The organism is Methanoculleus receptaculi (genome assembly GCF_033472595.1).
GTDB lineage: Archaea > Halobacteriota > Methanomicrobia > Methanomicrobiales > Methanoculleaceae > Methanoculleus > Methanoculleus receptaculi.
The window spans coordinates 1,514,226-1,535,324 of the sequence record NZ_CP137642.1 but is presented as its reverse complement, the minus strand read 5'-3'; the positions used below and the strand labels follow the sequence as shown (position 1 = coordinate 1,535,324).

The window sequence follows — 21,099 nt, the reverse complement described above, 5'->3', positions numbered from 1 at the left end:
GGCCGCACGACGTGTAGATGATTGACACAGAAAACGTTAATAGACTGAGGTCGAAGCTTGCCTCAAGACGCCGCAGGAAACGGCCATGGCGGAGTGTGAAATGATAAGAACAGAGAACCTTACAAAGGTGTATAACGGAAAACCGGCCGTAGACGGCCTGAACCTGGAGGTCGGGGAAGGCGAGATCTTCGGTTTCCTCGGCCCGAACGGTGCCGGGAAGAGCACAACGATCCTGATGCTCACCGGCATGATCGAGCCAACCGCCGGCCGGTGTTTTGTCGACGGGATCGAGGTCGCAAACGACCCGCTCGCCGTGAAGAGGATCATAGGCTACCTCCCCGAAGATGTCGGGTTCTACGGGAACCTGACCGGCGAGCAGAACCTGGACTACTTCGCCCGGTTCTACGACATGAACGCAGCAGACCGGAAGGAACGGATCGCCGAGATCCTCAGACTCGTCCACCTCGACGGCGTCACCCAGAAGGCAGGGGAGTACTCCCGCGGGATGAAACAGCGGCTCGGACTTGCCCAGGCGCTGATCAACGATCCGAAAGTGCTCTTCCTCGACGAACCCACGGCAAACCTCGATCCCGAGGGCGTCAGGGAGTACCGCGACCTCGTCACGCGGCTTGCCGGAGAGGGAAAGACGGTCTTTGTCTCCTCCCACATCCTCTCTGAGGTCCGGGCGGTCTGCCGGACGGTAGGGCTGCTTGCGGCAGGAAGGCTTGTTGCGCAGGGAACCATCGACGAAGTCGCCCGGACGCTTGCCTCCCCCGGCGGCGAGACGTTCCGGATCGTCGTCGAGACCGCAGAAGACCTGCCTGACCTCAGCGACCCCGATATCATCGAGTTCGAGCGGGACGGGAACCGCGCGGTCATCCAGGCAAAGAGCGATATCCGGGAGAGGCTTGCCGCGGCCATCGCCGAAGAGGGGCTGCATATCCGGGAGATACGGCTCGAAGAACCTAGCATCGAGGACGCCTTCATGGCGCTCTACCGGGGGTGATACAGCATGGCACTCGATCGACTGCTCAACGTCGCACGAAAAGAGTTCTCCGACCAGATCACCAGCAGACGGTTCATCATCATCCTGGCGCTCTTCCTGGCGATATCGGCGATCGGCATCCACACCGGGATCGAGAACTACAACACCCTCCTCGACTCCTACAACCAGCAGCTCCAGTACATGCAGGACTCTGAAGCGCCATACGCCGGCTGGATGCCCGAGAAACCCTCGATCATGCTCGTCTTCAGCGCCATGATGAGTTACATGGTCTCGCTTGGCAGCGTCCTTGCCATCGCAACCGGGTTTGACCTGGTATCAAGAGAGAAGGAGACCCGATCGCTAAAGACACTCCTCTCACACCCGGTCTACCGCGACGAGATCATCAACGGCAAGGCGCTCGGCGGCATCGCCGCGCTCGGGTTTGCGATGGTGCTCGCGCTCGCCATATCGTTTGCGATGCTCCTCATATTCTCGATCGTCCCGACGGTTGAGGAGTCTCTCGCCATCCTGGTCTTTGGAGCCGTCTCGCTTCTATTCCTGCTTGGCTACTTCGCCGTCGCGCTCACGATGTCGACGGTCGCCCCGGAGAGCGGGAGCGCTCTGATCTATACCCTTGTGATCTTTGTGTTGGTCTCCTCGCTCATCCCCATCCTCGGGATGGCGATCGGGAACGTCTTTGTGGGCGACCCGCCCCAACCGCCGCAGTCAACACCGATGGTGGTCAGGAGCGACGGCGGGGGTGGATACTTCACCAGCACGTCCTCCCAGAGTGTGGTCCATGTTGGGGCCGATGACCCCGCCTGGCAGCAGTATGAAGAGGACAGGAAACGGTATGTCCAACGGCAGGCCCTCGTATACGACATATCATACATACTCTCGCCGCAGATGAACTACGCCGTGGTTTCCATGGCGGTCACAAACCCGAGGGTCGCTCCGATGATCTCCTCTCCCTACACCTACGACTACACCCAGGTCTCCACCGCGGAGACCCCGGGCCTTGCCGATGCCCTTGCCCAGGTCTGGAAGAACCTCGCCGCCCTCATAGTCTTCCCATCGGTCTTCTTCGCCGCGGCCTATGTGAAGTTCATGAGGATGGATATACGGTGATACAATTGACCATCCGAGAGATCATACCTGTCTTCCTCCTCTCCCTCGCCCTGGTCACGGTTGCGGCGGGCGCAGCCGTCCAGACAGATATCCGGTGCGACTTCCCCGGCGAGGTGGTCGAGGCCGGTGAGACCGCGGTCTTCGATCTCGAGATCACGAACCGCGGGGATACCGGGACGTGCCTCCTCAACTACTGGACATACCGGGGGACCGACGACTGGAAGATCCGGTTCGAGGACGGTGACCGCGAGGTCTACCGGATGCTCATCCCCGCCGGCGAGACGAAGACCGTCCGCCTGGTTGTTGAGACCTCCGGGCGTGCAGCGGTCGGGGAGTACCCCCTCCGGGTAGGTATCGGCGAAGGCACGATCTGGGTCTACGTCAGGATCACAAAGACCCACAGCGGCGAGACCGGCACCCTGGAGGCGACTGTGGTCGATAAAGATGGAAACGTCGTCAAGGGTGCTGACGTCGGCGTATACGACGGCAATACCAGGGTCGAAGGGATGCTCACGACCGCCGAGGGGAAGGTGAGCATCGGCGCACCCATGGGCACATACACCGTCAGGGTCAGCAAACCCGGCTACCGCTCCTGGGAGAAGGATGACGTCGAGATCCGGATCGGCCAGACGGTCGACCTCGGGATAGTCCCGCTCGATAAGGAGAACTACTTTGCCGAGGTCCTGGTGAAGACCCCCTCACGTGTGGCGACGGTCGGCACAAACCCGCAGTATGAGATAACCGTAAGGAACATCGGGAGGAACGACGATACCTACACCCTTGCCGTCCCCGACCTCCCGGAGCAGTGGTATGCCCGGTTCACGGAGAGCAGCAGCACCACCGAGGAGGTCCCGGAGATCTACATCCCCGCCGGCGAGGAGAAGACCATCTACCTTGAGATAATCCCGCCCTACTCGGTGGATGTGGGCGACTACAACTTCACGCTCGTGGCAGGTTCGTCGGCCCGCGAGTACGAGGAGAACCTGAGCCTCCGGCTCCGCGGCTCCTACGACCTTCGGACCTACACAAAGACCTACCGCCACGAGATCAACCGCGGCGAGACCCTCAACTTCGATATCACGATCACAAACGCAGGTGTTGGCGGCAGCCTGACAAACATCGGCGTCAACATGAGCGCGCCGGAAGGCTGGCGCGCAAGCGTCGATCCGGCAACGGTCGCGAGCCTTGAGCCCGGAGAACGGGCGACGGTGCAGGTTGCCGTGGTCCCGCCGGCGGATATAGTCGCCGGGGAGTACAGGTTCATAGCCCTTGTCAGGAGCGACCAGGACGAGCAGGAGGACGAGTTCCGGGTCGTGGTGAACGAACGGTCTTACGTTGCCCTGCTGGGTCTGCTGGTGATGGTGGGGGTTGCCGGCGGGCTCTGGTACATCTTCAGGAAGTACGGGCGGCGGTGAGATCCGTGCGGTCTTCACCCAAACCGTGCGGCGCCGGCCGGGACCAGGATCTCGAACCGCGCCCCTTTTCCTGGAACCCCGGTCTCCTGGATCGTGATCCCTGTGATCGCAAGCACCTCTTTTGCCAGGAAGAGCCCGAGCCCGGTGTTCCTCCCGAAACCGCGATCGAATATCCGCGGCTTCTCCTCGGCGGGGATGCCGATGCCGTCATCCTCCCAGGTGATCCGCGCACCGCCGTCGTCCGGTGCGGCCGTGATCCGGATCGCGGTCACGGTCCTGCCGTGCCGCACGCTGTTGTCGAAGAGGATATAAAAGACCGAGTTGAGGAGCGGGTCGGCGTAGATGCGGAGGTCATCGAGATCGGTTGAGACGCTGACCCCCTTCGGCCGGAGCGTTTTTACCGCCTCCTCGACCGCCGCCCTGACGGAGAACCATTGTGGTGCGCGGACGCCGAGTTCCTGGTAATCCCGGGTGAACCCGATCTGCGACTTGATGATCTCCGCGGCAACCTCCATACGGTCGAGAGCACCTGTGACGGCGGGATCGAGCGGCTGTTCGCGCAGGAGGGCAAGATGCCCCAGCACCACCGTGACCTGGTTCAAGATGTCGTGGCGGACGATGTTGTTCATCAGGTTGAGTTTCTTGTTGGCCCGCATGAGCGCTGCCTCGGCCTGTTTCCAGGCGTCGATGTCGTGGATCGCGTAATGAAACGCAACCGGCCGGCCGTCGTTACCGTAGACGGGGACCGCTGAGACCTCTATCCATATGTAGCGGCCGTCTTTCCGTCGAACCCGGAGCGTGCACTCCCTGGAGGTGCAACCGCCCAGGCCTCCAAGCAGCGCCCCGAGCGTCTCCCGGTCATCCGGGTGGACCCACCGCTCGAAGAAGTCCGGGTCGCCCAGGATCTCTTCCGGGGTGTAGCCGCTCAGTCTCTCGATTGAGGGGCTGATGTAGTCGATCACCGGCGGTGTCCCGGTCACCCGGATGTAACAGTCATGCGAACTCTCTATAAGCGTCCTGAACCGCTCCTCATTCTCAAGGAGTTGCTCCTGTGCACGGACCCTGGAGAAGAGGTCGGCAAAGAGGTTGCCGGCGATCTCAAGCAGCGTTATGTCGTCATCAGACCATCTTCGTTTTCTCCCGGCGGTCTCAAACCCGATGATGCCGAGGGGCTCCGCAGCGCTTGCGATCGGCACAAGGATGATCGAGGAGATCCCGTAATCCAGCAGGAAGTCGCGTATCTCCGCCTCGTCATCGGGGAGCGCGGCAAGATCCGGGATGCAGATCGTCTGGCGCGCCCTCACGTTCTCGAGCCCCCAGGTGATCACGTCCTCCGGGAGGTTAAAAAGGACGTCGATCTGCGGTTCGACCCCTTCGGCGCACCACTCGTTGGTGTTCTCGGCATGGGTGAGGTCTGTTGAGAAGCGGAGGATGTAACTCCGGTCGACGCCGAGGAACGACCCGAGCAACTCCAGCGTCTCCTGGAGGGCGTCATCGAGGTCAGAGGGGTCGAGGCCGATGAACCGGGTGGAGATCGACCTCACCAGTTGCTCGAGGGCGATACGCCGCCGGATCTGGTCTGCCATCTCTTTTGACTTTGTGATGTCGCGCATCGACTCGATCGCGCCGGCGAGTTCCCCTGCTGCGTCGTAGAGCGGCGATGCCTTCGCCCAGAGGCAGACCTCTTTTCCTGTCCTGGGGGAGGTGATGTAGACCTCGCGGCCGGGAGTCTCTGCAACCTCACCTCTGAGGATCCTCTCCGCAAGCGACGGCGGTGCCAGCCCCGGGATCACACGTGATATGGCATCCGCCCCGGAACCGATTATCTGCTCCATTCTGACACCGGTCAGTTCCTGCATCGCCCGGTTCCAGATGATGATCCTGCCGTTACGGTCAAGTGCAAACGTGGGGTCGGGGAGAAAGTCGATGATGCCGCGGAGGGTTGCCTGGTAGTCTTCCATCTCGCGGCACTGCGCCTCAAGCGCCTCCTGGCTTGCCGTCGCCTCCTCGAACGCCGCGGTCATCTCTTCGTGCGCCGCGCTCAGTTCTTCCTCGAACCGTTTCCGGTCGGTGATATCGATCAGAGATACAACGGAGCGATCGGTTCCCGGGATGATCCCGACCGTCAGGCGGATCTCTCTCCGCCGCCCCTCGCGGTCGATCAACCTGAACTCGTATGTCCGCGGCGCCGATCTCGGGTCTATCCTTCGCTGGCGGTGGAAGTTCTCCATGCGTTCGCGGTCTTCAGGCGCGACGAAGGCCGTAAAGGGCATCTTCCCCTCGATATCCTTACGGGAGTAGCCGGTGAGCCGTTCGCACTCACTGTTTGCAAGCGAGATCGTCATATCTCCTTCAATTATGATGGTGGCAGAGCCGGTGTACTCAAAGATGCTCCGGTAGAGGTCGCCGGCACGCTGCGCCTCCACCTCGGCGCGCCGTCGCCTGGCCGCCTGCAGGATGAAGTTGCGGAGTTCGGCAAACCTGGCGGAAGGACTGCCGCCTTTCTGGAGGTAGAAATCTGCGCCGCTGTTGAGCGCCTCGATGATTGCCTCCTCACGCCCGCGCCCGGAGAAGATGATGAACGGTATCGAGAGTCCTCTGCGCCGAACCTCCTGGAGGAGCGCGATGCCGTTCATCTCCGGCATCTCGTAGTCGGCGACGATGACATCGTATGGGGTCTCTGCGAGCATATCGAGAGCCTGCCGCGGCGATGGCGTTGTCTCGACCACTATATCTCCATCCCGCTCCAGGTATGCGCGGGTCAGTTCGAGAAACGCCGGTTCGTCATCGACTGCAAGTATCTTGAGCATAAGTTAAACAATGACTCAGTAGCAGAAACGATAAGCCTTTTTGAGTTAGCATGGCCGGGAGACGAGAGCCCATCGAACCAGTTCTCTTCTGGTACGATACCCTCGAATCACCACCGCGCTGAACGTCCTTCGCCAAAACACCCCCACCTCCCGGTGGCCGTGCACGGGGAGCAGGAACGGGATCTCGGCAGGGTGTTCACATCGAAGCCCGGCGGATCTGTTCATCCTCCCTGTGGCAGTGTATCGAATGGAGTATCAACACGCGGGGGGCTGGAAGATCCTCCGCCCCTCTCTCCTCGCTCTCCGCAATAACCGGATCCGGATGGAAGTGGGTGGTCGGCGATGCCGCAATCCGCCCACGGAGAGGTTTATCGGGCCGGCGAAGCATCGGTCTGATGGCCCCGACCGATCGCCGCCGCCGGGAGACAAAATAGCGAACCTCCCGGCTGGGCTATTTTCGTTCTGAGCAGCCCCGCAATTCAAGGGGTATGAGGCCTGCCGCCCGCCCCGTGGTAAAAATGAGATTGAACCTTAACTCCCGTTCATGTGCCTGCGCAGTTCCTGTTCGCGCAGGACGTTCCTCTGGATCTTTCCTGATATGGTCTTTGGGAGCGAGTCAACGAACTCGATCAACCGGGGGTACTTGTAGGGGGCGGTGGTCTTCCGGACATGGGCCTGGAGTTCCCTGACCAGCGACTCTGATGGCTGATAACCGGGTTTCAGTATGACGAACGCCTTTACCACCATCCCGCGGATGAGGTCGGGTGACCCGACAACCGCCGCCTCCTGGACGGCGGGGTGCTCCATAAGGGCGCTCTCGACCTCGAACGGCCCGATCCTGTAGCCGGACGACTTGATGACGTCGTCGTCACGCCCGACGAACCAGAAGTAGCCGTCTTCGTCCATGTAGGCCTTGTCGCCGGTGTAGTAGAACCCGTTCTTGAACGACTCACGGTTTGCCTCCGGGTTGTCGAGGTACTCGACGAAGAGCCCTACCGGCCGCGGGTCGAGCCTGACCGCGATCCGCCCCTCCTCCCTGACTCCGACAGGGTTGCCGTCGTCGTCGTGGAGTTCGATATGCCAGCCCGGCGCCGGTTTCCCCATAGAACCGGGCCTGTGCTCCATGCAGGGATAGGTGGCGATGCAGCAGACGGTCTCCGTCTGGCCGTAACCCTCGTAGATTAACCGGTCTGTGCCGTCTTTCCAGACCCGGATAACCTCGGGGTTGAGGGGTTCTCCGGCGCTGCAGCAGTGCCGCAGTTCGCGGAAGTCAAACCTGTCAAGGTCTGCCAGGATCAGCATCCGGTAGACCGTCGGCGGTGCGCAGAAGGTTGTCACCTCGTACTTCTCGATCATCGGGAGGAGTTCTGTCGCCGAGAACTTCCCCCGGGCATCATAAACAAATATACAGGCGCCGGCGATCCACTGCCCGAAGATCTTGCCCCATGCGCACTTTGCCCACCCGGTATCGGAGAATGTGAAGTGGAGATCGTTTGCCGTGACATCATGCCAGAGCGAGGCGGTGACGATGTGCCCGAGGGGGTAGGCGTGGTTGTGAAGCACCATCTTGGGCTCGCCGGTGGTGCCGGAGGTGAAGTAGATCATCATCGGGTCGGTCGATCTCGTTTTCTTCTTGACCGGCATGCTGACGGTGTGGTGCGATACCGGTGCAGGATACTCGAGTTCGTGGGGGTAACTTGCCCAGCCCTCGCGTTCGCCGTCCACAAGGAAGAGGGTGTCGAGCATGTGGCATGCGTCGGCGACCTGGTCGACCTTATCGGCATTCTCGCTGTCGGTGATGATCATCCTGAACTTCCCGGCCTGCACCCTGTACTTGATGTCTTTTGGCGTCAGCATCGTGGGGCAGGGGCAGAAGACGACGCCGAGTTTGATGAGCGAGAGAACGAAGATCCACCACTCAGGGATCCGGGGGAGCATCAGCATGACCCTGTCTCCCTTCTTGATCCCGTACTTCAGCAGGATGTTTGCGGCGCCGTTGGAGAGGTGTTTGAGGTCGCGGAAGGTGTACTTCTTCTCTTCTCCTGCATGGTTCACCCAGATCATGGCGAGTTTGTTCCGGTCGATCTCGGCCCACCGGTCGATCACGTCGTAGCCGAAGTTAAAGTACTCGGGGACATCGATCCTGAAGTTGGCGCAGGCCGCCTCGTAATCGGTCATGTTCGGTTCCCTGGTGTTCCCGGACGGGACACCTGTGGGGACGTCGGTTTTCACGCCGTTTGCCGGGGTGCTGCTGAGGTACTTCCTGCAGAGGTTGTTGAGCCATTCAGATCTGGACATGCCATGGTATTCGCGTACGCTGTCGATTGCCTGCACGAGGTCGTCATCCATCGTGACCGAGTATCGCACCATACCATACAGGTTTTCTGGTGCGGCATATCACCTTTTTGATCTCTGGTGCACCTCTGTTTGCAAATCCGGGCATTCCATGGTGCAGCACGGTGGGGGTATGGTCAAAGGACGCACCGGCGTCCCGTCCTCATCCCCGGCGAGCCCCACCCCCAACGGGGGCGATTCCCCCATAGATACAGTCTCTTCGCGGCCTCACCTGAAACTCCCCGAAGATCCTCTCTCCTCCCCGGACACGGCCACCGGGCCAATCGCCTCGCACCGCCTGCCGCCCGGGATGCAGGAGACCTATGAACGGGATCCCCCCGCCACCATTCAGTGCCAGAGGAGGAACACTCTCTCCAGGAGGCCTTACGGGCAAAACCCTCCCCGAAACGACCCATCGCGTCCGCACCGCACCCTGGAGATGGTGGCGGTTCCCCCCCCCCGCCACAACGGCACGGTGCTCCCTGGTCAGATACCCCGGGGTCTCCCGCGGGCTGAGGCGCTGGCGGTAGAAGAACGGTAGTATTGGCCTTTCAAAAAAGATCGCCCTCACTTTCTCTGAAGGATCGTTCCGGTAAAAGATTGCGAAGGCCGGGGGTTCAACAACGGGGATGAGAGTGGGTGGAGAGATCGATCACTTCCCCGCCTTCTTCAGATCCTCTATCAGTTCCTCGACCTCTCTGTAGCCATCCTGATAGAACTCCTCCTCAGACGGCTCAATCTCCCGCAGAAGGCGCAGGAACTCACCTGCGTGAACCTTCTCCTCGTCTGCGATATCGAGCATGACCATCTTTACAAGCTGGTTGTCGGTCGATTCAGCGATCTGGGTGTAGAGCTGGATCGCCTCATACTCGGCGGCGATCACAAACCTGATCGTCCTGACGATCTCGCCCTGGTCAAGTTTGCGCTCCATGTGGTTCCCGGAGAACGGTTGTCCAAAATCAGGCATAATCAATTACCTCCAGTGGTTCATGGGAGAGGTGATTATTTATACCCACCGCCGGACGGAGAGCGACCCCCCTGCTCATCAGGCCCCTCTCAGTTCATCAAGAACCTGGCACGCCCGGCAGATCCCTTTACCCTCTTTTACCGGCATCGGTTCGCCGCAGCGTTCACAGACGCCAAACCCGCTTCCTGCGGCTGCGTCAGTCCTCCGGAGGGCCTCACCCAGCCTCACCAGCGAGTACTTCGTTGCAGGGTGGCGGTAGGTATACTCGTCCAGGATCCCCCGCACATCGCGCCTGAGGGCGCCGACCGCGTAGGGGCAGCCCGCGAGGTCGAACCCCTCGACGTGGAGGAAGGCGTAGAGCGCCACCTCCCGTTCCGGAATGTAGAGAAACGGCCGGATCCGCGGGACCAGCCCCTCGACCTCCCGCACCGGTCGGGTGAGGTGCGCCGCATCCCCCCGCAGGACGTTCATCAGCACGGACTGGGCCCCGTCGTCCAGGTTAAACCCGTATGCAAACTTCGTGACCCCCTCCTCCCTGGCAACCCTGTTCATCAGCGCCCGCCGGAGCACGCCGCAGTAGGTGCAGGATAGCCCGGTGCCCTTCCTGGCCACGATCTCGTCAAGTGTTATCCCGTAGGCGTCGCGAAACGAGGCCGTAACCCAGGGAACACCCATACCCTCAGATAGCCTCCTGGCCCGGTCCGGGTCGCGGTAACCGGCGATCCCCTCATCCACCGTTATCGCCATCAACCGGACGTCCCGCCGCTCGCCAAGGAGCCCGTGGAGAAAGAAGAGAACGGCGCTCGAATCCTTGCCGCCCGAGAGCGCCACAGCCACCGTGTCCCCGGACTCGATCCAGTGGTGCTCCCTGATCGCCCGTTTCGCTTTCGCCTCAAAATCGCGGTTGAAATGCTGTTCGCAGAGGTGCAGCCCCGAGTAGCGCTGGTAGACGATCGCCTCACGCCGGCATTTGCTGCACTGCATCCTCTCTCGATCATACTTTTATCACCTTACCACATAAATTCTGTAGACGATGCCTGTTCCTGCAGAATACGTGCAATCCCTGCACCCCTACGAACTCCGGATCCTGCTTGCCCTCGAGCGTCTCATGCGGCGCTACACCTGGGTGCCGTTTGAGATACTCAAATCTGCTACAGGGTTCTCGGAGTCAGAACTCACCTATCGTCTGGGCAGGCTGATAAACATGGACATGGTCCGTTACGAAAAGACCCCTTACGACGGCTACGCCCTGATCTTTGATGGCTACGACACCCTCGCCCTCCATACCCTGACAAAACGCGGCACCATCCAGGCTCTCGGAACGCGGATCGGCGTCGGGAAAGAGTCGGAGGTCTACGAGGCGATGGGTCTCGGGGTCGTGGTTCTGAAGTTCCACCGCGTCGGCCAGCGGTCTTTCCAGGCGGTACGGCTCAAGAGAGGGTATATGCCGGATACCGGACACTGCCCCTGGATATTTGCCTCGAGCAACTCAGCAAAGATGGAGTATGAAGCCTTAACGGCCCTCCACCCCGCCGTCTCCGTCCCGCTCCCCATCGACCAGAACCGGCACGTGGTCGTGATGTCTTTCATCCCCGGTGTCAACCTCACGCAGGCAACCCTCACCGAGCCCGGGCCGATCCTGGACGCGATCCTGGATAACATCAGTGAGGCCTACGGTCTCGGGATCATCCACGGCGACCTGAGCGAGTTCAACGTCATGGTCGATCAGGAGGGGCAGTGCTGGCTGATCGACTGGCCGCAGTGGGTTGAGACCGCCCACCCGAACGCTGACGAGATCCTGGCACGGGACATCAGAAACATCCTCCAGTACTTCAAACGAAAATACGGCATCGACTACGCCTTCGACGAAGCACTGGCACGGGTGGTGGAGTGAAGGTCTTCGGGATAGATATAATCAAGGGCTCGGTACGCTCGCGCAGCCGCCGACCGGTCTACGCCCTCTGCCGTATGGAGGATGGCGAGATGCTGGACGTCCAGGAGGTCACGGCGTTCCGGCTCCAGCGTCTCCTTACCGCCGAGCAGCCCGAGATCCTGGCGGTGGACAGTCTCCAGGAGATCGCTGCCGATCAGCACGAACTCTACGCGTTCCTCCAGTCGCTCCCGCCCTCAACAAAACTCGTCCAGGTGACCGGCGGCGAACGCACGGAGAGTCTCGGGAAGGTTGCCGCCCGCTACAACATCAATTTCAACCGGTTCGACCCCTACGCCGAGGCCCGGACGATCGCCCGTGTGGCCTCTCTCGGTGCAGGCGTCCAGGTGATCGCGTTTGAGAACACCACCGATATCGTTGTGAGCAGGCACCGCTCGCCAGGCCCCGGCGGCTGGAGCCAGAACCGCTACGCAAGGAAGATTCACGGTGCGGTGATGCAGAAGGGGAGAGAGATCGAGGCCAGACTCCGTGGTGCCGGGCTCGATTACGAGAAGAAGGAGACGAAGGCCTTTGGCGGCTGCTCCCGTGTCGCGTTCAGGGTCGCCGCTCCCAGGGAGATGGTCCCCGTCCACCCCTCACGCGGCGCCGATGTCCAGGTCCGGGTGACGGGGAGGCGCCTTGACCGGATCCGGTTTGAACCGCTCTCCGGCCGGCCGCGTTACCTGATCGTGGGGCTCGATCCCGGGACGACGACCGGGATAGCTGCCGTTGACCTCGACGGCAACCTTGTCCTCCTCACGAGTTCCCGGCAGATGACGATGTCGGAGATAGTCGAAGAGATTTACCGTGCTGGAAAACCGCTCATCGTTGCATCCGACGTCCAGCCGATGCCGTACTCGGTCGAGAAGGTTCGACGGGCGTTCAACGCCATCGCCTACACCCCGAAACAGTCGCTCCCGGTGGAGACGAAGTATGAACTGACCGCACTGTTTACATACACAAACGATCACGAGCGTGACGCTCTCTCTGCGGCGCTGGACGCCTACCGCAGTCTGCAGAGCAAGTTTCGGAACATAACAAAACGGGTGGGGCCGGGGTTTGACCTTGACGAGGTGAGGGCCAGGGTTCTGCGGGGTCAGCCGCTCGATACCGTCATTGAGGATATGCAGGGCGCGCCTGCGCCTATAACCGAGGCCGAACCGGCGGCCCCTGCCCAGGAACGGTCGGTCGAGGATGAGCGGGTGATGGCGCTTGACGGGATGGTGAAGCGGCTCCGCAGTTATGTGCAGGAGTTGCAGGACACTCTCCGGGAGCGTGACCGTGAGGTGGAGCACCTGCGCCAGAGCCTGCGCCGCGCACGCTCTGCGACGGAGCGCAGGATCCGCCGGGATGCGGAACTGGCGGCAAAGGACGCGGCCATCGAGAGCCTGCGGGAACAGCTGCGGGGCGAACGGCGGCGGTCGCGGCGGCTGAAGAAACGGCTGGAACGGATGCAGGCGGTCGAGAGGCTTGAGTCAGCTGAAGATTCAACACCCCTAAAGGTGCTTGACTCGCTCACGCGGGAGGGGGTGCGGGGTCTTCAGGAGGACATGGGCATCGCTGGAGGTGACGTCCTCTACGTTCCACGGGCGCATGGCTGGGGCCGGGGCGTGATAAAAGACCTGGCTGCGGGTGGGGTGCGAGCGCTCCTCGTCGGCGGCGAGCCGCCCGACCCCAACCTGGTCAGGGTTGCCCGGGAGGCGGGTCTCCCCCTCATCCCGGCAGAGCCCCTCAGCCCGGTTATCCGGGGGAAGACCGGTGTTGTGGGGTCACTGGCGCTCGATGAGGCGATAGCGGCATGGAAAGAGGAGCAGAAGGAGTTCCTGCGGGAGCGGGAGGCTGAACGCGTGGAGTATCTTGTCAGGGAGTACCGGAGCGAACGGGAGAAGGAGGTGCGCCGCGGTGGATGAACGGGGGTTGCATCGGCTGATCGGGACGATAATCGCCCCGGAACACCTGGAGGACGACTGTGCGGTCGTTCCCTGCGCTGACCGCCTCATGGTCGTGAGCACCGATATGCTCCATGAGACGACCGATTTTCCCGCCGGGATGACCGACTGGCAGGCGGGCTGGATGGCGGTGGCGGTCACGCTCTCTGATGTTGCAAGCATGGGCGCGGCGCCGGGGCAGGTGCTCCTGGCGGTAGGTCTCGACCGGCCGGAGCGTCTCCGCGGGATCATGGAGGGCGCCAGGGACTGCTGCGCCGCATTCGGCGCCGAACTTGTGGGCGGCGACCTTGACGCCCACAGCGAGCTGACGCTCGTCAGCACGGGGATCGGGTGGGTTGAGCCCGGATATCTTGTCCGGCGGCGGGGGGCGCGGCCGGGGGACGCCGTCGCGGTGACCGGGCGGCTCGGGGAGGCGCAGGCCGCCCTGAACGGTTGGGAGCAGCACCGCAGGGAACTCCTGGAACCGCAGCCGCGTGTCCGCGAGGGGCAGGCGCTCGCCCGTGCGGGGGTCTCGGCGATGATGGATATATCCGATGGGCTGGCTCTCTCGCTTTATGATCTCCTCGCCGTGAACGATTGCGGGTTTGCCATCGATACCGCAAGGCTCCCCCTCCCCGCCGGGGTGCCGGTGGAGGAGGGGCGTCTCCTCGCGCTATATGGTGGCGGGGATTTTGAACTCCTCTTCTGCGCCCCGCAGGGTGTAGTTCCAGTCGCCGGTGTTGAGGCGCACGTCATAGGCGAGGTCATAGACGAGCGGGTCGTCCTTGCAGACGGGGAACCGCTTGAACCCCGCGGTTACCTGCATGAGTGGAGCGGGTAGGTCTCCTCTTCTGGATCTCCAGGTCACTGGGGGGGGGGGCGCCGGCGGTGATCAGGAGAAGTTATAAAGCCTGCTGATCCAGGTAGTCTCGATAGACGGCTGGCTAACTTTTACGTTTGATCATCAACTCGAGGCATGAATCAGAGAGAGGTGGAACCGGTTCCGCAGGGCGGCGGCCGGTTCTCGAACAACTTCGATTTCATGCGGTTTGCCGCGGCAACGCTGGTTGTCGTTGCGCACGCATACGCGCTCCATACCGGGTATTCGCAGATAGGGCTGCATGACCCGGTCATGCTCGCTGGACGGGCAGCGCTTGCCGTCCTCCTTGCCACCAGCGGCTACCTGATCGCGGCGAGCTGGGAGTCGACTGCATCTCCACTAAGGTTCGCCTGGAAACGGTTTCTCCGGGTCGTCCCGGGTCTTATCCCGGTTATACTGGTCACCCTCTTTATCCTGGGCCCGCTGGTGACGTCCCTCCCGCAGGATGACTACTTTGCGACCCTCTTCTCGCCGGAGGGGTTTACCGCCGTGCCGTTCTTTGAGAACGGCGGGGTTCTGGGTCTCTTCCAGGACAACCCTGTAACCTACGTCAACGGGTCGCTCTGGACGATACCGCTGGAGGCTGCGCTGTATGGGGTTGTTGCGGCGCTGGGGGTTGCCGGGCTCCTGCACCGCCGGGGTGCGCTCCCCGCCCTCATCGCTCTTAACGTTCTGGTCTGGTTCTGCTGGTTCGATGACGTCCGGATGGCAAAGGTCCGGTTCTCGCTCTACTTCCTTTTCGGGGCGCTTCTCTACCTTCGCCGTGAACGGGTCACGTTAAGGCCGGCAATCGCGGGTGGGCTGCTCATACTCCTTGTGGCATCGGCCATGACGCCGCTTGCGACCATCGCCGGGGTGGTTGCCATACCCTACCTCACCATCTACGCCGCGCACATCCCTCTCCCCCTCCTAAACACGTTCGGGAGACACGGGGACTTCTCGTACGGGATCTACCTCTACCACTATCCGCTGCAGCAGACGATCATCCAGGTCACGGCAAACACCGTTGCCATCCCGGCGCTCTTCGGGCTATCGTTTGCAGCGGCGTTTGCGTGTGCGTATCTCTCCTGGCATGCCATCGAGAGACGGGCGCTGGCGGCAAAGAACCTCAGGGTTTCTGACCTGCGGCGTGCGCTCGGGTTATCTCCCCGGCTGGAACCGCTTGGCCGGTGAGGGAGGGTAGGGCTCTGCCCCCTTTATGGCATCACGTCTCACAGGAAGTAAGAATAATGGCCTGTTTTGATGGACCCGGCGGGATTTGAACCCGCGGCCTTTGGTGTCCCAACCGAAGGGGCTCTGCCCCTTTCGAAACCCCCGGCGACCTTCGGTCGCCTCGATTGACATCACGTCTCACAAGAAGTAAAAATAATGGCCTGTTTTGATGGACCCGGCGGGATTTGAACCCGCGGCCTTTGCGTTGCGAACGCAACGATCTACCCCTGATCTACGGGCCCGTGATATGAGATCAGAGTATGATCTCGATATCTAACTTCTCTGCCAGTTCCTTATATCTGTTCCTGATCGTGACCTCGGTCACGCCGGCCACCTCGGCCACCTCGCGCTGGGTGCGCCTCTCGCCGCCCAGGATCGAGGAGATGTAAATTGCGGCCGCTGCAACACCCGTCGGGCCCCTGCCGCTCGTAAGTTCGCGTTCGCCTGCCTGCCGGAGGATCTCGACCGCCCGGCTCTGGACCTCGCCATTCAGGTTCAGCCCCGAGCAGAAGCGCGGTACGTAGTCGATCGGCGACGTCGGCAGGAGTTTAAGGCCGAGCTCGCGTGAGATGAACCTGTAGGTACGCCCTATCTCCTTCCTCGAGACACGGGAGACCTCGGCGATCTCATCGAGTGTCCTAGGAACGCTGCACTGGCGGCACGCCGCGTACAGCGACGCCGCCGCTACGCCCTCTATACTCCGGCCGCGGATCAGGTTCTTCTCCACGGCGTCACGGTAGACGACCGCGGCGGTCTCGCGCACGTTCCTCGGCAGACCAAGAGCCGAGGCCATCCGATCCAGTTCCGAGAGGGCGAACGCCAGGTTCCGCTCTGTGGCGTTTGAGACCCGGATACGCCGCTGCCACTTCCTGAGGCGGTAGAGCTGCGCCCGGTTCTTGCTTGAGATAGCGCGGCCATATGAATCCCGGTTCCTCCAGTCGATCATCGTCGAGAGACCCTTGTCGTGGATGGTGAAGGTCATCGGCGCACCGACACGTGACCTCTTCATGCGTTGGTCGTGGTCGAACGCCCGCCACTCAGGACCGCGGTCGATGAACTCCCCGTCGAGGACAAGACCACAACTCTGACATACAAGTTCAGCACGCTCATAGTCATGGACAAGCTGGTGGCTGCCGCACTCCGGGCAGACGGACTCCACACTCTCTTCGGGGCGCGTCTTCTCGGTCTCCTTGACTTTCTGCTCCTCCCTTTTTTTAAGGGCCTCGCGCTGCAACTGCAGTTGTTTTAACTTTTCCACTTCAGCCATTGATTATACACCTATTTCGCAAAGACTTTCTCGCCAGTCTGCACAGGGCAGCCATTGTAGCAGAGGACTACAGCATATGGCGATGATATATTCCCGAATATCTCGACTACCTTTCCCAGGGGTTTTAACCGGCGATCCACAACCTCACCGTAGAGGCGGGGCAGTTGTGCAGCATCACATCGCAAGATTAACAAACGATTGCTGCAAACACTTACAGAGCGACCGATTAACCGCAACCTGCTACCTCTGGACAGTAGTATTGCTAGAAATATTTAGTAACGGATATATATTTATCATAGATCTATAAAAAAGTTTCGCTAAATTATAAATACAATATCTTATTTTCGAAGGAACTCAAGCACGTCCAGGGAGAGAATCTGCCGGGATTCCTCTTCCGTCAACCCCGCACCAACCGTAAGCGCCCACCTCACCTCCATTGACATCAGATCGGACGGATTATGCGCATCAGAATTTACCACAAGCCGGCACCCTGCCTTCTGCGCCACCCTCACCACGTGGCCGTTGGTGCGGTTGTGCCCGGCGCGTGCGGTTATCTCGAGCGCCACCCCGTGCTCCGCGGCCGCGCGCGCATCGTCGAGCGTCACAAGCCCGGGGTGGGCGAGCACGTCGACATCATCGCAGTTGCAGGCGGTGCGGTTCGTCCCCGGGGCGACCGGCTCCAGGACAGACTCGCCGTGGACGACAACTATATCGGCGTCAAGCCGTTTTGCTTCTCGTGCGGCCGCCGCGATCATGGATGGCGGGAGGTGCGTGATCTCCACCCCCACAAGAAGGTTCACGCCGTAACACTCCGCCGGTTCCCGGCACCTGCTCACCGCCTTCACCAGGTATGCCAGGTTGGAGGTGTCCGCGTGGTCGGTGATGGCGATGGTCTTATAGCCGAGGACGGCGGCGCGGCGGACGAGTTCTATGGGCAGGAGTTCGCCGTCAGAGAGGATGGTATGGGTATGAAGGTCGTACATCATGCACCCCTCCGCCCGGATAGACCGGTGGCAACCTTCCGTATCAGGTCCTCTTTGCTCCCTTTCCATTCCACAACGACCCGGCCTTCACGCTCCACCCAGCGGGCGGGGTGGTGGTGCTCCTCCAGTCGGTGCGGCAGGTTCATCTTTCGCAGAACGGTCGCGATGGCAGAGGTATCGGGTGACTTCACTGCGAGGTTTCTGGCGACGCGGCGCCCCTGCCGCCGCCTGAGTGCCGCGTCAAAGTAGCATGGGTAGAGGATGCGTTCAGCGCTCATTGCTCTATGATCTTCGCGGTTAACCTATAAACAGATCCTGATCACAGTAATGTACCATGCATCAGATCGACATCCACCTGGAGAAGGATATATACGAGGCCAACAACCGTCTGGCAGATGCCAACGCCGCTCACCTCCGGGAACACGGGGTTCGGGCGTTTGACCTTCTCGGCGCCATAGGATCGGGGAAGACTGCCCTCATCGAACGGCTGGTGCCGCTGATCCGCAAACGCGGTCTTCGCCCCGGGGCGATCGCCGGTGATGTCTATGGTGACGACGATTTCCAGCGGGTCGTCGCCCTCGGGATCCCGGCCTACAACGCAAACACCGGGAAAGAGTGCCATCTTGATGCCCACCTGGTCGAACACGCCCTCGAACACATGCCGCTTGACGAGATCGATATACTCTTCATAGAGAATGTCGGCAACATGGTCTGCCCGACCGATTTCCGGCTTGGCGCTGAGAAGAGGATCGTTGTTGTCAGTTCGACCGAGGGCGACGACGTGGTGAACAAACATCCCATGATGTTTCGCGGCGGAGACATAGGTGTCATCAACAAGATCGATCTCGCACCGCTCGTCGGCGCCAACCTTGACCGGATGGAGTCGGATATCCGCCGCTACAACCCGGGGATGAAGGTCTTCCGGACGAACCTGAAGACGGGGGACGGGTTGGAGGGGCTGCTGGACACGATCCTGGAGTAGGCAGCAGAGGTGAACTACCCCGCCCTCTCGGGCGGGGCTTCCTGCTTCATGGCCAACACTTGCGCCACAGAGATGTGATGTAGAGGTCTTGGCTCCACAGGCTCAAAGGGCTGTTCCATCCCCACGCGGTGGATATTTACCGCAGCATTGTAATCTCTATCGGCAACAAACCCACAATACGGGCATTCGTGGACTCTCTCGGAGAGCGTCTTTTTCACGATGCTTCCGCAGTTCGAACACATCTGTGTCGTGTCGCGGGGATCGACTTTGACGAGTTCCGTACCAGCACTTTCAGCCTTGTACGAGAGGTAAGAATAAAATCGTCCCCACGACGCACTGTGGATACTTCTCCGGAGCCCGCGAGATTTGCCGTTCTCTTTCAAATACTTGATATTCAGGTCTTCAACACAGATCGTCGCATAGGTGTCAACGTACTGACGGGAGAGTTTGTGCAGGAAATCGTTCTTCTGGTTGGCGACATGATCATAGACCTTCTCCAGTTTCCTTTTTGCCTTCTTCCAGTTTTTCGAGAACCGTTGTTTCCGGGCAAGACTCCGCTGGATCTTCTTGATCCTGCCCAGAGAATGTTCATAGAACCTGGGGTTCTCGATCACCGCACCGTCACTATCGACCGCAAACGAGTTCAGACCGAGATCGATACCGACAGACTGCCCTTCACGCTTTGATGAAGACACTGTCTGCTCTGTCTGAATGATCACATACCATCTATCGCCGGAACGGGTGATCAGGACACCCTTCACCTTCCCGGTGTAGGGTCGGTGCATGTTGAACGGAATCGTTCCGATCTTCGAGAACGTAATCGAACTATGCTCGCGATCGATCTTGAAACCCGACTGATTATAATTGAGCGTCCGGTACCGGGCTGCACTCTTGAATCGGAGTTTGCCGATCTTCCGTCCTCTCTTCTTTGTCTGCGAGAGTGCAGCGATGTTGCTCCAGAGGGTGTAGTTGACCATCTGGAGCACTTTAGAGTACACGTCCTTGAGTGCAGGATTCTCCTCTTTCAGCGTGACGATCCGCGCCTGCGTTCCCCGCATCGTCGGAGAGATTCCATTCTCTCGTGCCGTGTTGCATTCTTCGAGAAGTTTGTTGTAGAGCCACCTACAGGTATCAAGTGCAGTGTTCAGACGTGTTTCCACGGTTGCGTCTGGATACGCTCGGTACTTGTAGGAAACGATCATTTACTTCTCCATCTGCGAGTCAACATACTCTTTCAGCGCATCGAGGCTTACCTGTCCTGATGTTGCAAGGAAATATGACGGAGACCAAAAAGAGTCCCCACACAGCAAATTCTTTGTTGCAGGGAACTCCTGCCGTAGTCTCCGTGCCGATACTCCCTTGATCACGTTGACAACATTGACGAGGTTGGTTTTCGGAGTCGCCTTGAAGAGAAGATGATAGTGATCTTCCGCAGGTTCGTGAGCAACAACGTCTATACCCAATTCGTCCGATAGGTTCCACACGATATCTTTCAGACGCTCCCGAATATCGTCAGAATATAACGCTTTCCGGCGATACTTCACTACTATCACCAGATGATAGTAGAGAGCAAAGACCGAATGCGCTGACCTATCAAGTTTATGCTTCACGTTGGGTATATCGCATTATGATACCCACGATGATATATCTATCGCAGGAAGGAAGGGCGGCTCCGCTTTCATCCCCATCGTGAACGGTGGGGACTTCCCGCTCCGCCCCCTTCACCCACGCAAGTTAAATATCCTGCTCTCGTACATTTATAGTACTTTAGCGAGAGACTGCTGCCCCCGGAGTCGGGGAATCGCGTCCTCAACAGAAGTATTTCGGTGGTCACATGTTGTGGCAGGGAAGATCAGTAAGAAAGCCGTCTGGCGGGCGTTACCACACCTGCCGGGGCAAGAAGAGAGTGGAGATCGGGAGATCTCCGGCAGAGACGCACATAGGTGAAGACCGCAGGAGGATCATCCGCACCTACGGTGGCAACCGGAAAGTCCGGGCGCTCCGGGTGGAATACGCGAGCGTGGCAGACCCGGCAACCGGCGAGATCAGAAAAGCCAAGATCGAGACGGTCGAGGAGAACCCCGCCAACCCCAACTACGTCCGCCGGAACCTCCTGACCAGGGGTGCAATCATCAGGACAGAGGCAGGGCGCGCGCGGATCGTCAGCAGGCCAAGCCAGGACGGCGTCGTCAACGCCGTCCTGCTCTCATAATATACTTTTTCACCACGTCCCGCTCCGTCTCCCCCAGGGGGTGCTCTGCAAGGGATCAGATCCTTT

The 21,099-nt window shown here is 60.4% G+C and carries 18 protein-coding genes and 1 tRNA gene; 9 read left to right on the top strand and 10 right to left on the bottom strand.

The features are described from left to right. Positions 1 to 100: 100 nt before the first annotated feature. From R6Y96_RS07865 to R6Y96_RS07855, 3 genes are read left to right on the top strand one after another with little or no spacing between them, the layout of a single operon-like run. Positions 101 to 1,006, top strand: coding sequence for an ABC transporter ATP-binding protein (locus tag R6Y96_RS07865; protein WP_214022974.1), 906 nt, complete (start codon positions 101 to 103; stop codon positions 1,004 to 1,006). Between the two features lie 6 nt (positions 1,007 to 1,012). Further along, entirely contained in the window at positions 1,013 to 2,113 is a 1,101-nt protein-coding gene (locus tag R6Y96_RS07860) for an ABC transporter permease (protein WP_318620739.1), read from the top strand. 5 nt (positions 2,114 to 2,118) lie between these two features. Next, on the top strand, positions 2,119 to 3,528 hold the full coding sequence (locus tag R6Y96_RS07855) for a COG1470 family protein (protein WP_318620738.1): 1,410 nt from the start codon (positions 2,119 to 2,121) through the stop codon (positions 3,526 to 3,528). A gap of 14 nt (positions 3,529 to 3,542) precedes the next feature. Here the strand turns inward: R6Y96_RS07855 and R6Y96_RS07850 are convergent, their stop codons facing one another. From R6Y96_RS07850 to R6Y96_RS07835, 4 genes are all read right to left on the bottom strand, one after another. Then, positions 3,543 to 6,338 (bottom strand): PAS domain S-box protein, encoded by a 2,796-nt coding sequence (locus R6Y96_RS07850; RefSeq protein ID WP_318620736.1) that lies wholly within the window; start codon positions 6,336 to 6,338, stop codon positions 3,543 to 3,545. Positions 6,339 to 6,869: 531 nt separating this feature from the next. Next, positions 6,870 to 8,516, bottom strand: a complete 1,647-nt coding sequence (locus R6Y96_RS07845) for an AMP-binding protein (RefSeq protein WP_404810338.1) — start codon at positions 8,514 to 8,516, stop codon at positions 6,870 to 6,872. 808 nt (positions 8,517 to 9,324) lie between these two features. Next, the gene (locus R6Y96_RS07840; RefSeq protein WP_318620733.1) at positions 9,325 to 9,639 is read right to left on the bottom strand and encodes a ferritin family protein; all 315 of its coding nucleotides are present in this window, start codon (positions 9,637 to 9,639) and stop codon (positions 9,325 to 9,327) included. Between the two features lie 78 nt (positions 9,640 to 9,717). After that, positions 9,718 to 10,623 (bottom strand): TIGR00269 family protein, encoded by a 906-nt coding sequence (locus tag R6Y96_RS07835; RefSeq protein ID WP_318620732.1) that lies wholly within the window; start codon positions 10,621 to 10,623, stop codon positions 9,718 to 9,720. A gap of 49 nt (positions 10,624 to 10,672) precedes the next feature. Between R6Y96_RS07835 and R6Y96_RS07830 the strand changes: the two genes are divergently transcribed. The 4 genes from R6Y96_RS07830 to R6Y96_RS07815 all read left to right on the top strand — a co-directional run bounded on the left by R6Y96_RS07830 (position 10,673) and on the right by R6Y96_RS07815 (position 15,550). After that, positions 10,673 to 11,533 (top strand): serine/threonine-protein kinase RIO2, encoded by an 861-nt coding sequence (locus R6Y96_RS07830; RefSeq protein ID WP_318620730.1) that lies wholly within the window; start codon positions 10,673 to 10,675, stop codon positions 11,531 to 11,533. Continuing rightward, on the top strand, positions 11,530 to 13,479 hold the full coding sequence (locus R6Y96_RS07825) for a DUF460 domain-containing protein (protein ID WP_318620729.1): 1,950 nt from the start codon (positions 11,530 to 11,532) through the stop codon (positions 13,477 to 13,479). The genes R6Y96_RS07830 and R6Y96_RS07825 overlap by 4 nt, the downstream gene beginning before the upstream one ends. Then, entirely contained in the window at positions 13,472 to 14,338 is an 867-nt protein-coding gene (gene thiL, locus R6Y96_RS07820; RefSeq protein ID WP_318620728.1) for a thiamine-phosphate kinase, read from the top strand. Before R6Y96_RS07825 ends, thiL begins: the two co-directional genes overlap by 8 nt. A gap of 135 nt (positions 14,339 to 14,473) precedes the next feature. Beyond that, on the top strand, positions 14,474 to 15,550 hold the full coding sequence (locus R6Y96_RS07815; protein WP_318620727.1) for an acyltransferase family protein: 1,077 nt from the start codon (positions 14,474 to 14,476) through the stop codon (positions 15,548 to 15,550). Between the two features lie 209 nt (positions 15,551 to 15,759). Here R6Y96_RS07815 and R6Y96_RS07810 read toward each other — a convergent pair. From R6Y96_RS07810 to R6Y96_RS07795, 4 genes are all read right to left on the bottom strand, one after another. Next, positions 15,760 to 15,831: transfer RNA gene (locus R6Y96_RS07810), tRNA-Ala, on the bottom strand. Between the two features lie 11 nt (positions 15,832 to 15,842). After that, positions 15,843 to 16,856, bottom strand: a complete 1,014-nt coding sequence (locus R6Y96_RS07805) for a transcription initiation factor IIB (RefSeq protein ID WP_318620725.1) — start codon at positions 16,854 to 16,856, stop codon at positions 15,843 to 15,845. Positions 16,857 to 17,194: 338 nt separating this feature from the next. After that, a complete protein-coding gene (locus R6Y96_RS07800) occupies positions 17,195 to 17,842 on the bottom strand; it encodes a histidinol phosphate phosphatase domain-containing protein (RefSeq protein WP_318620724.1) in 648 nt (215 codons plus the stop codon). Then, positions 17,839 to 18,117, bottom strand: coding sequence for a signal recognition particle subunit SRP19/SEC65 family protein (locus R6Y96_RS07795; protein WP_318620723.1), 279 nt, complete (start codon positions 18,115 to 18,117; stop codon positions 17,839 to 17,841). The genes R6Y96_RS07800 and R6Y96_RS07795 overlap by 4 nt, the downstream gene beginning before the upstream one ends. Before the next feature lie 56 nt (positions 18,118 to 18,173). Between R6Y96_RS07795 and hypB the strand changes: the two genes are divergently transcribed. After that, positions 18,174 to 18,821 carry a hydrogenase nickel incorporation protein HypB gene (gene hypB, locus R6Y96_RS07790; RefSeq protein WP_318620722.1) on the top strand — a complete coding sequence of 216 codons (648 nt, stop codon included), beginning with the start codon at positions 18,174 to 18,176 and terminating at the stop codon, positions 18,819 to 18,821. Positions 18,822 to 18,835: 14 nt separating this feature from the next. On the opposite strand, the gene R6Y96_RS07785 is transcribed toward hypB, so the two are convergent. Together R6Y96_RS07785 and tnpA are read right to left on the bottom strand one after the other, a co-directional pair. After that, the gene (locus R6Y96_RS07785) at positions 18,836 to 20,023 is read right to left on the bottom strand and encodes an RNA-guided endonuclease InsQ/TnpB family protein (protein WP_318620721.1); all 1,188 of its coding nucleotides are present in this window, start codon (positions 20,021 to 20,023) and stop codon (positions 18,836 to 18,838) included. Continuing rightward, positions 20,024 to 20,431, bottom strand: coding sequence for an IS200/IS605 family transposase (gene tnpA, locus R6Y96_RS07780; protein WP_318620720.1), 408 nt, complete (start codon positions 20,429 to 20,431; stop codon positions 20,024 to 20,026). Positions 20,432 to 20,655: 224 nt separating this feature from the next. On the opposite strand from tnpA, the gene R6Y96_RS07775 reads away from it, so the two are divergent. After that, complete coding sequence (locus R6Y96_RS07775) at positions 20,656 to 21,033, top strand: 30S ribosomal protein S8e (RefSeq protein WP_318620718.1); 378 nt, start codon at positions 20,656 to 20,658, stop codon at positions 21,031 to 21,033. Positions 21,034 to 21,099 lie beyond the last annotated feature (66 nt).

Coding starts and splice junctions, on each gene's coding strand:
- R6Y96_RS07865 (WP_214022974.1), top strand. CDS start 101: ATGATAAGAACAGAGAACCTTACAAAGGTGTATAACGGAAAACCGGCC.
- R6Y96_RS07860 (WP_318620739.1), top strand. CDS start 1,013: ATGGCACTCGATCGACTGCTCAACGTCGCACGAAAAGAGTTCTCCGAC.
- R6Y96_RS07850 (WP_318620736.1), bottom strand. CDS start 6,338: ATGCTCAAGATACTTGCAGTCGATGACGAACCGGCGTTTCTCGAACTG.
- R6Y96_RS07845 (WP_404810338.1), bottom strand. CDS start 8,516: ATGACCGATTACGAGGCGGCCTGCGCCAACTTCAGGATCGATGTCCCC.
- R6Y96_RS07840 (WP_318620733.1), bottom strand. CDS start 9,639: ATGCCTGATTTTGGACAACCGTTCTCCGGGAACCACATGGAGCGCAAA.
- R6Y96_RS07835 (WP_318620732.1), bottom strand. CDS start 10,623: ATGCAGTGCAGCAAATGCCGGCGTGAGGCGATCGTCTACCAGCGCTAC.
- R6Y96_RS07830 (WP_318620730.1), top strand. CDS start 10,673: ATGCCTGTTCCTGCAGAATACGTGCAATCCCTGCACCCCTACGAACTC.
- R6Y96_RS07815 (WP_318620727.1), top strand. CDS start 14,474: ATGAATCAGAGAGAGGTGGAACCGGTTCCGCAGGGCGGCGGCCGGTTC.
- R6Y96_RS07805 (WP_318620725.1), bottom strand. CDS start 16,856: ATGGCTGAAGTGGAAAAGTTAAAACAACTGCAGTTGCAGCGCGAGGCC.
- R6Y96_RS07800 (WP_318620724.1), bottom strand. CDS start 17,842: ATGATGTACGACCTTCATACCCATACCATCCTCTCTGACGGCGAACTC.
- R6Y96_RS07795 (WP_318620723.1), bottom strand. CDS start 18,117: ATGAGCGCTGAACGCATCCTCTACCCATGCTACTTTGACGCGGCACTC.
- hypB (WP_318620722.1), top strand. CDS start 18,174: ATGCATCAGATCGACATCCACCTGGAGAAGGATATATACGAGGCCAAC.
- R6Y96_RS07785 (WP_318620721.1), bottom strand. CDS start 20,023: ATGATCGTTTCCTACAAGTACCGAGCGTATCCAGACGCAACCGTGGAA.
- R6Y96_RS07775 (WP_318620718.1), top strand. CDS start 20,656: ATGTTGTGGCAGGGAAGATCAGTAAGAAAGCCGTCTGGCGGGCGTTAC.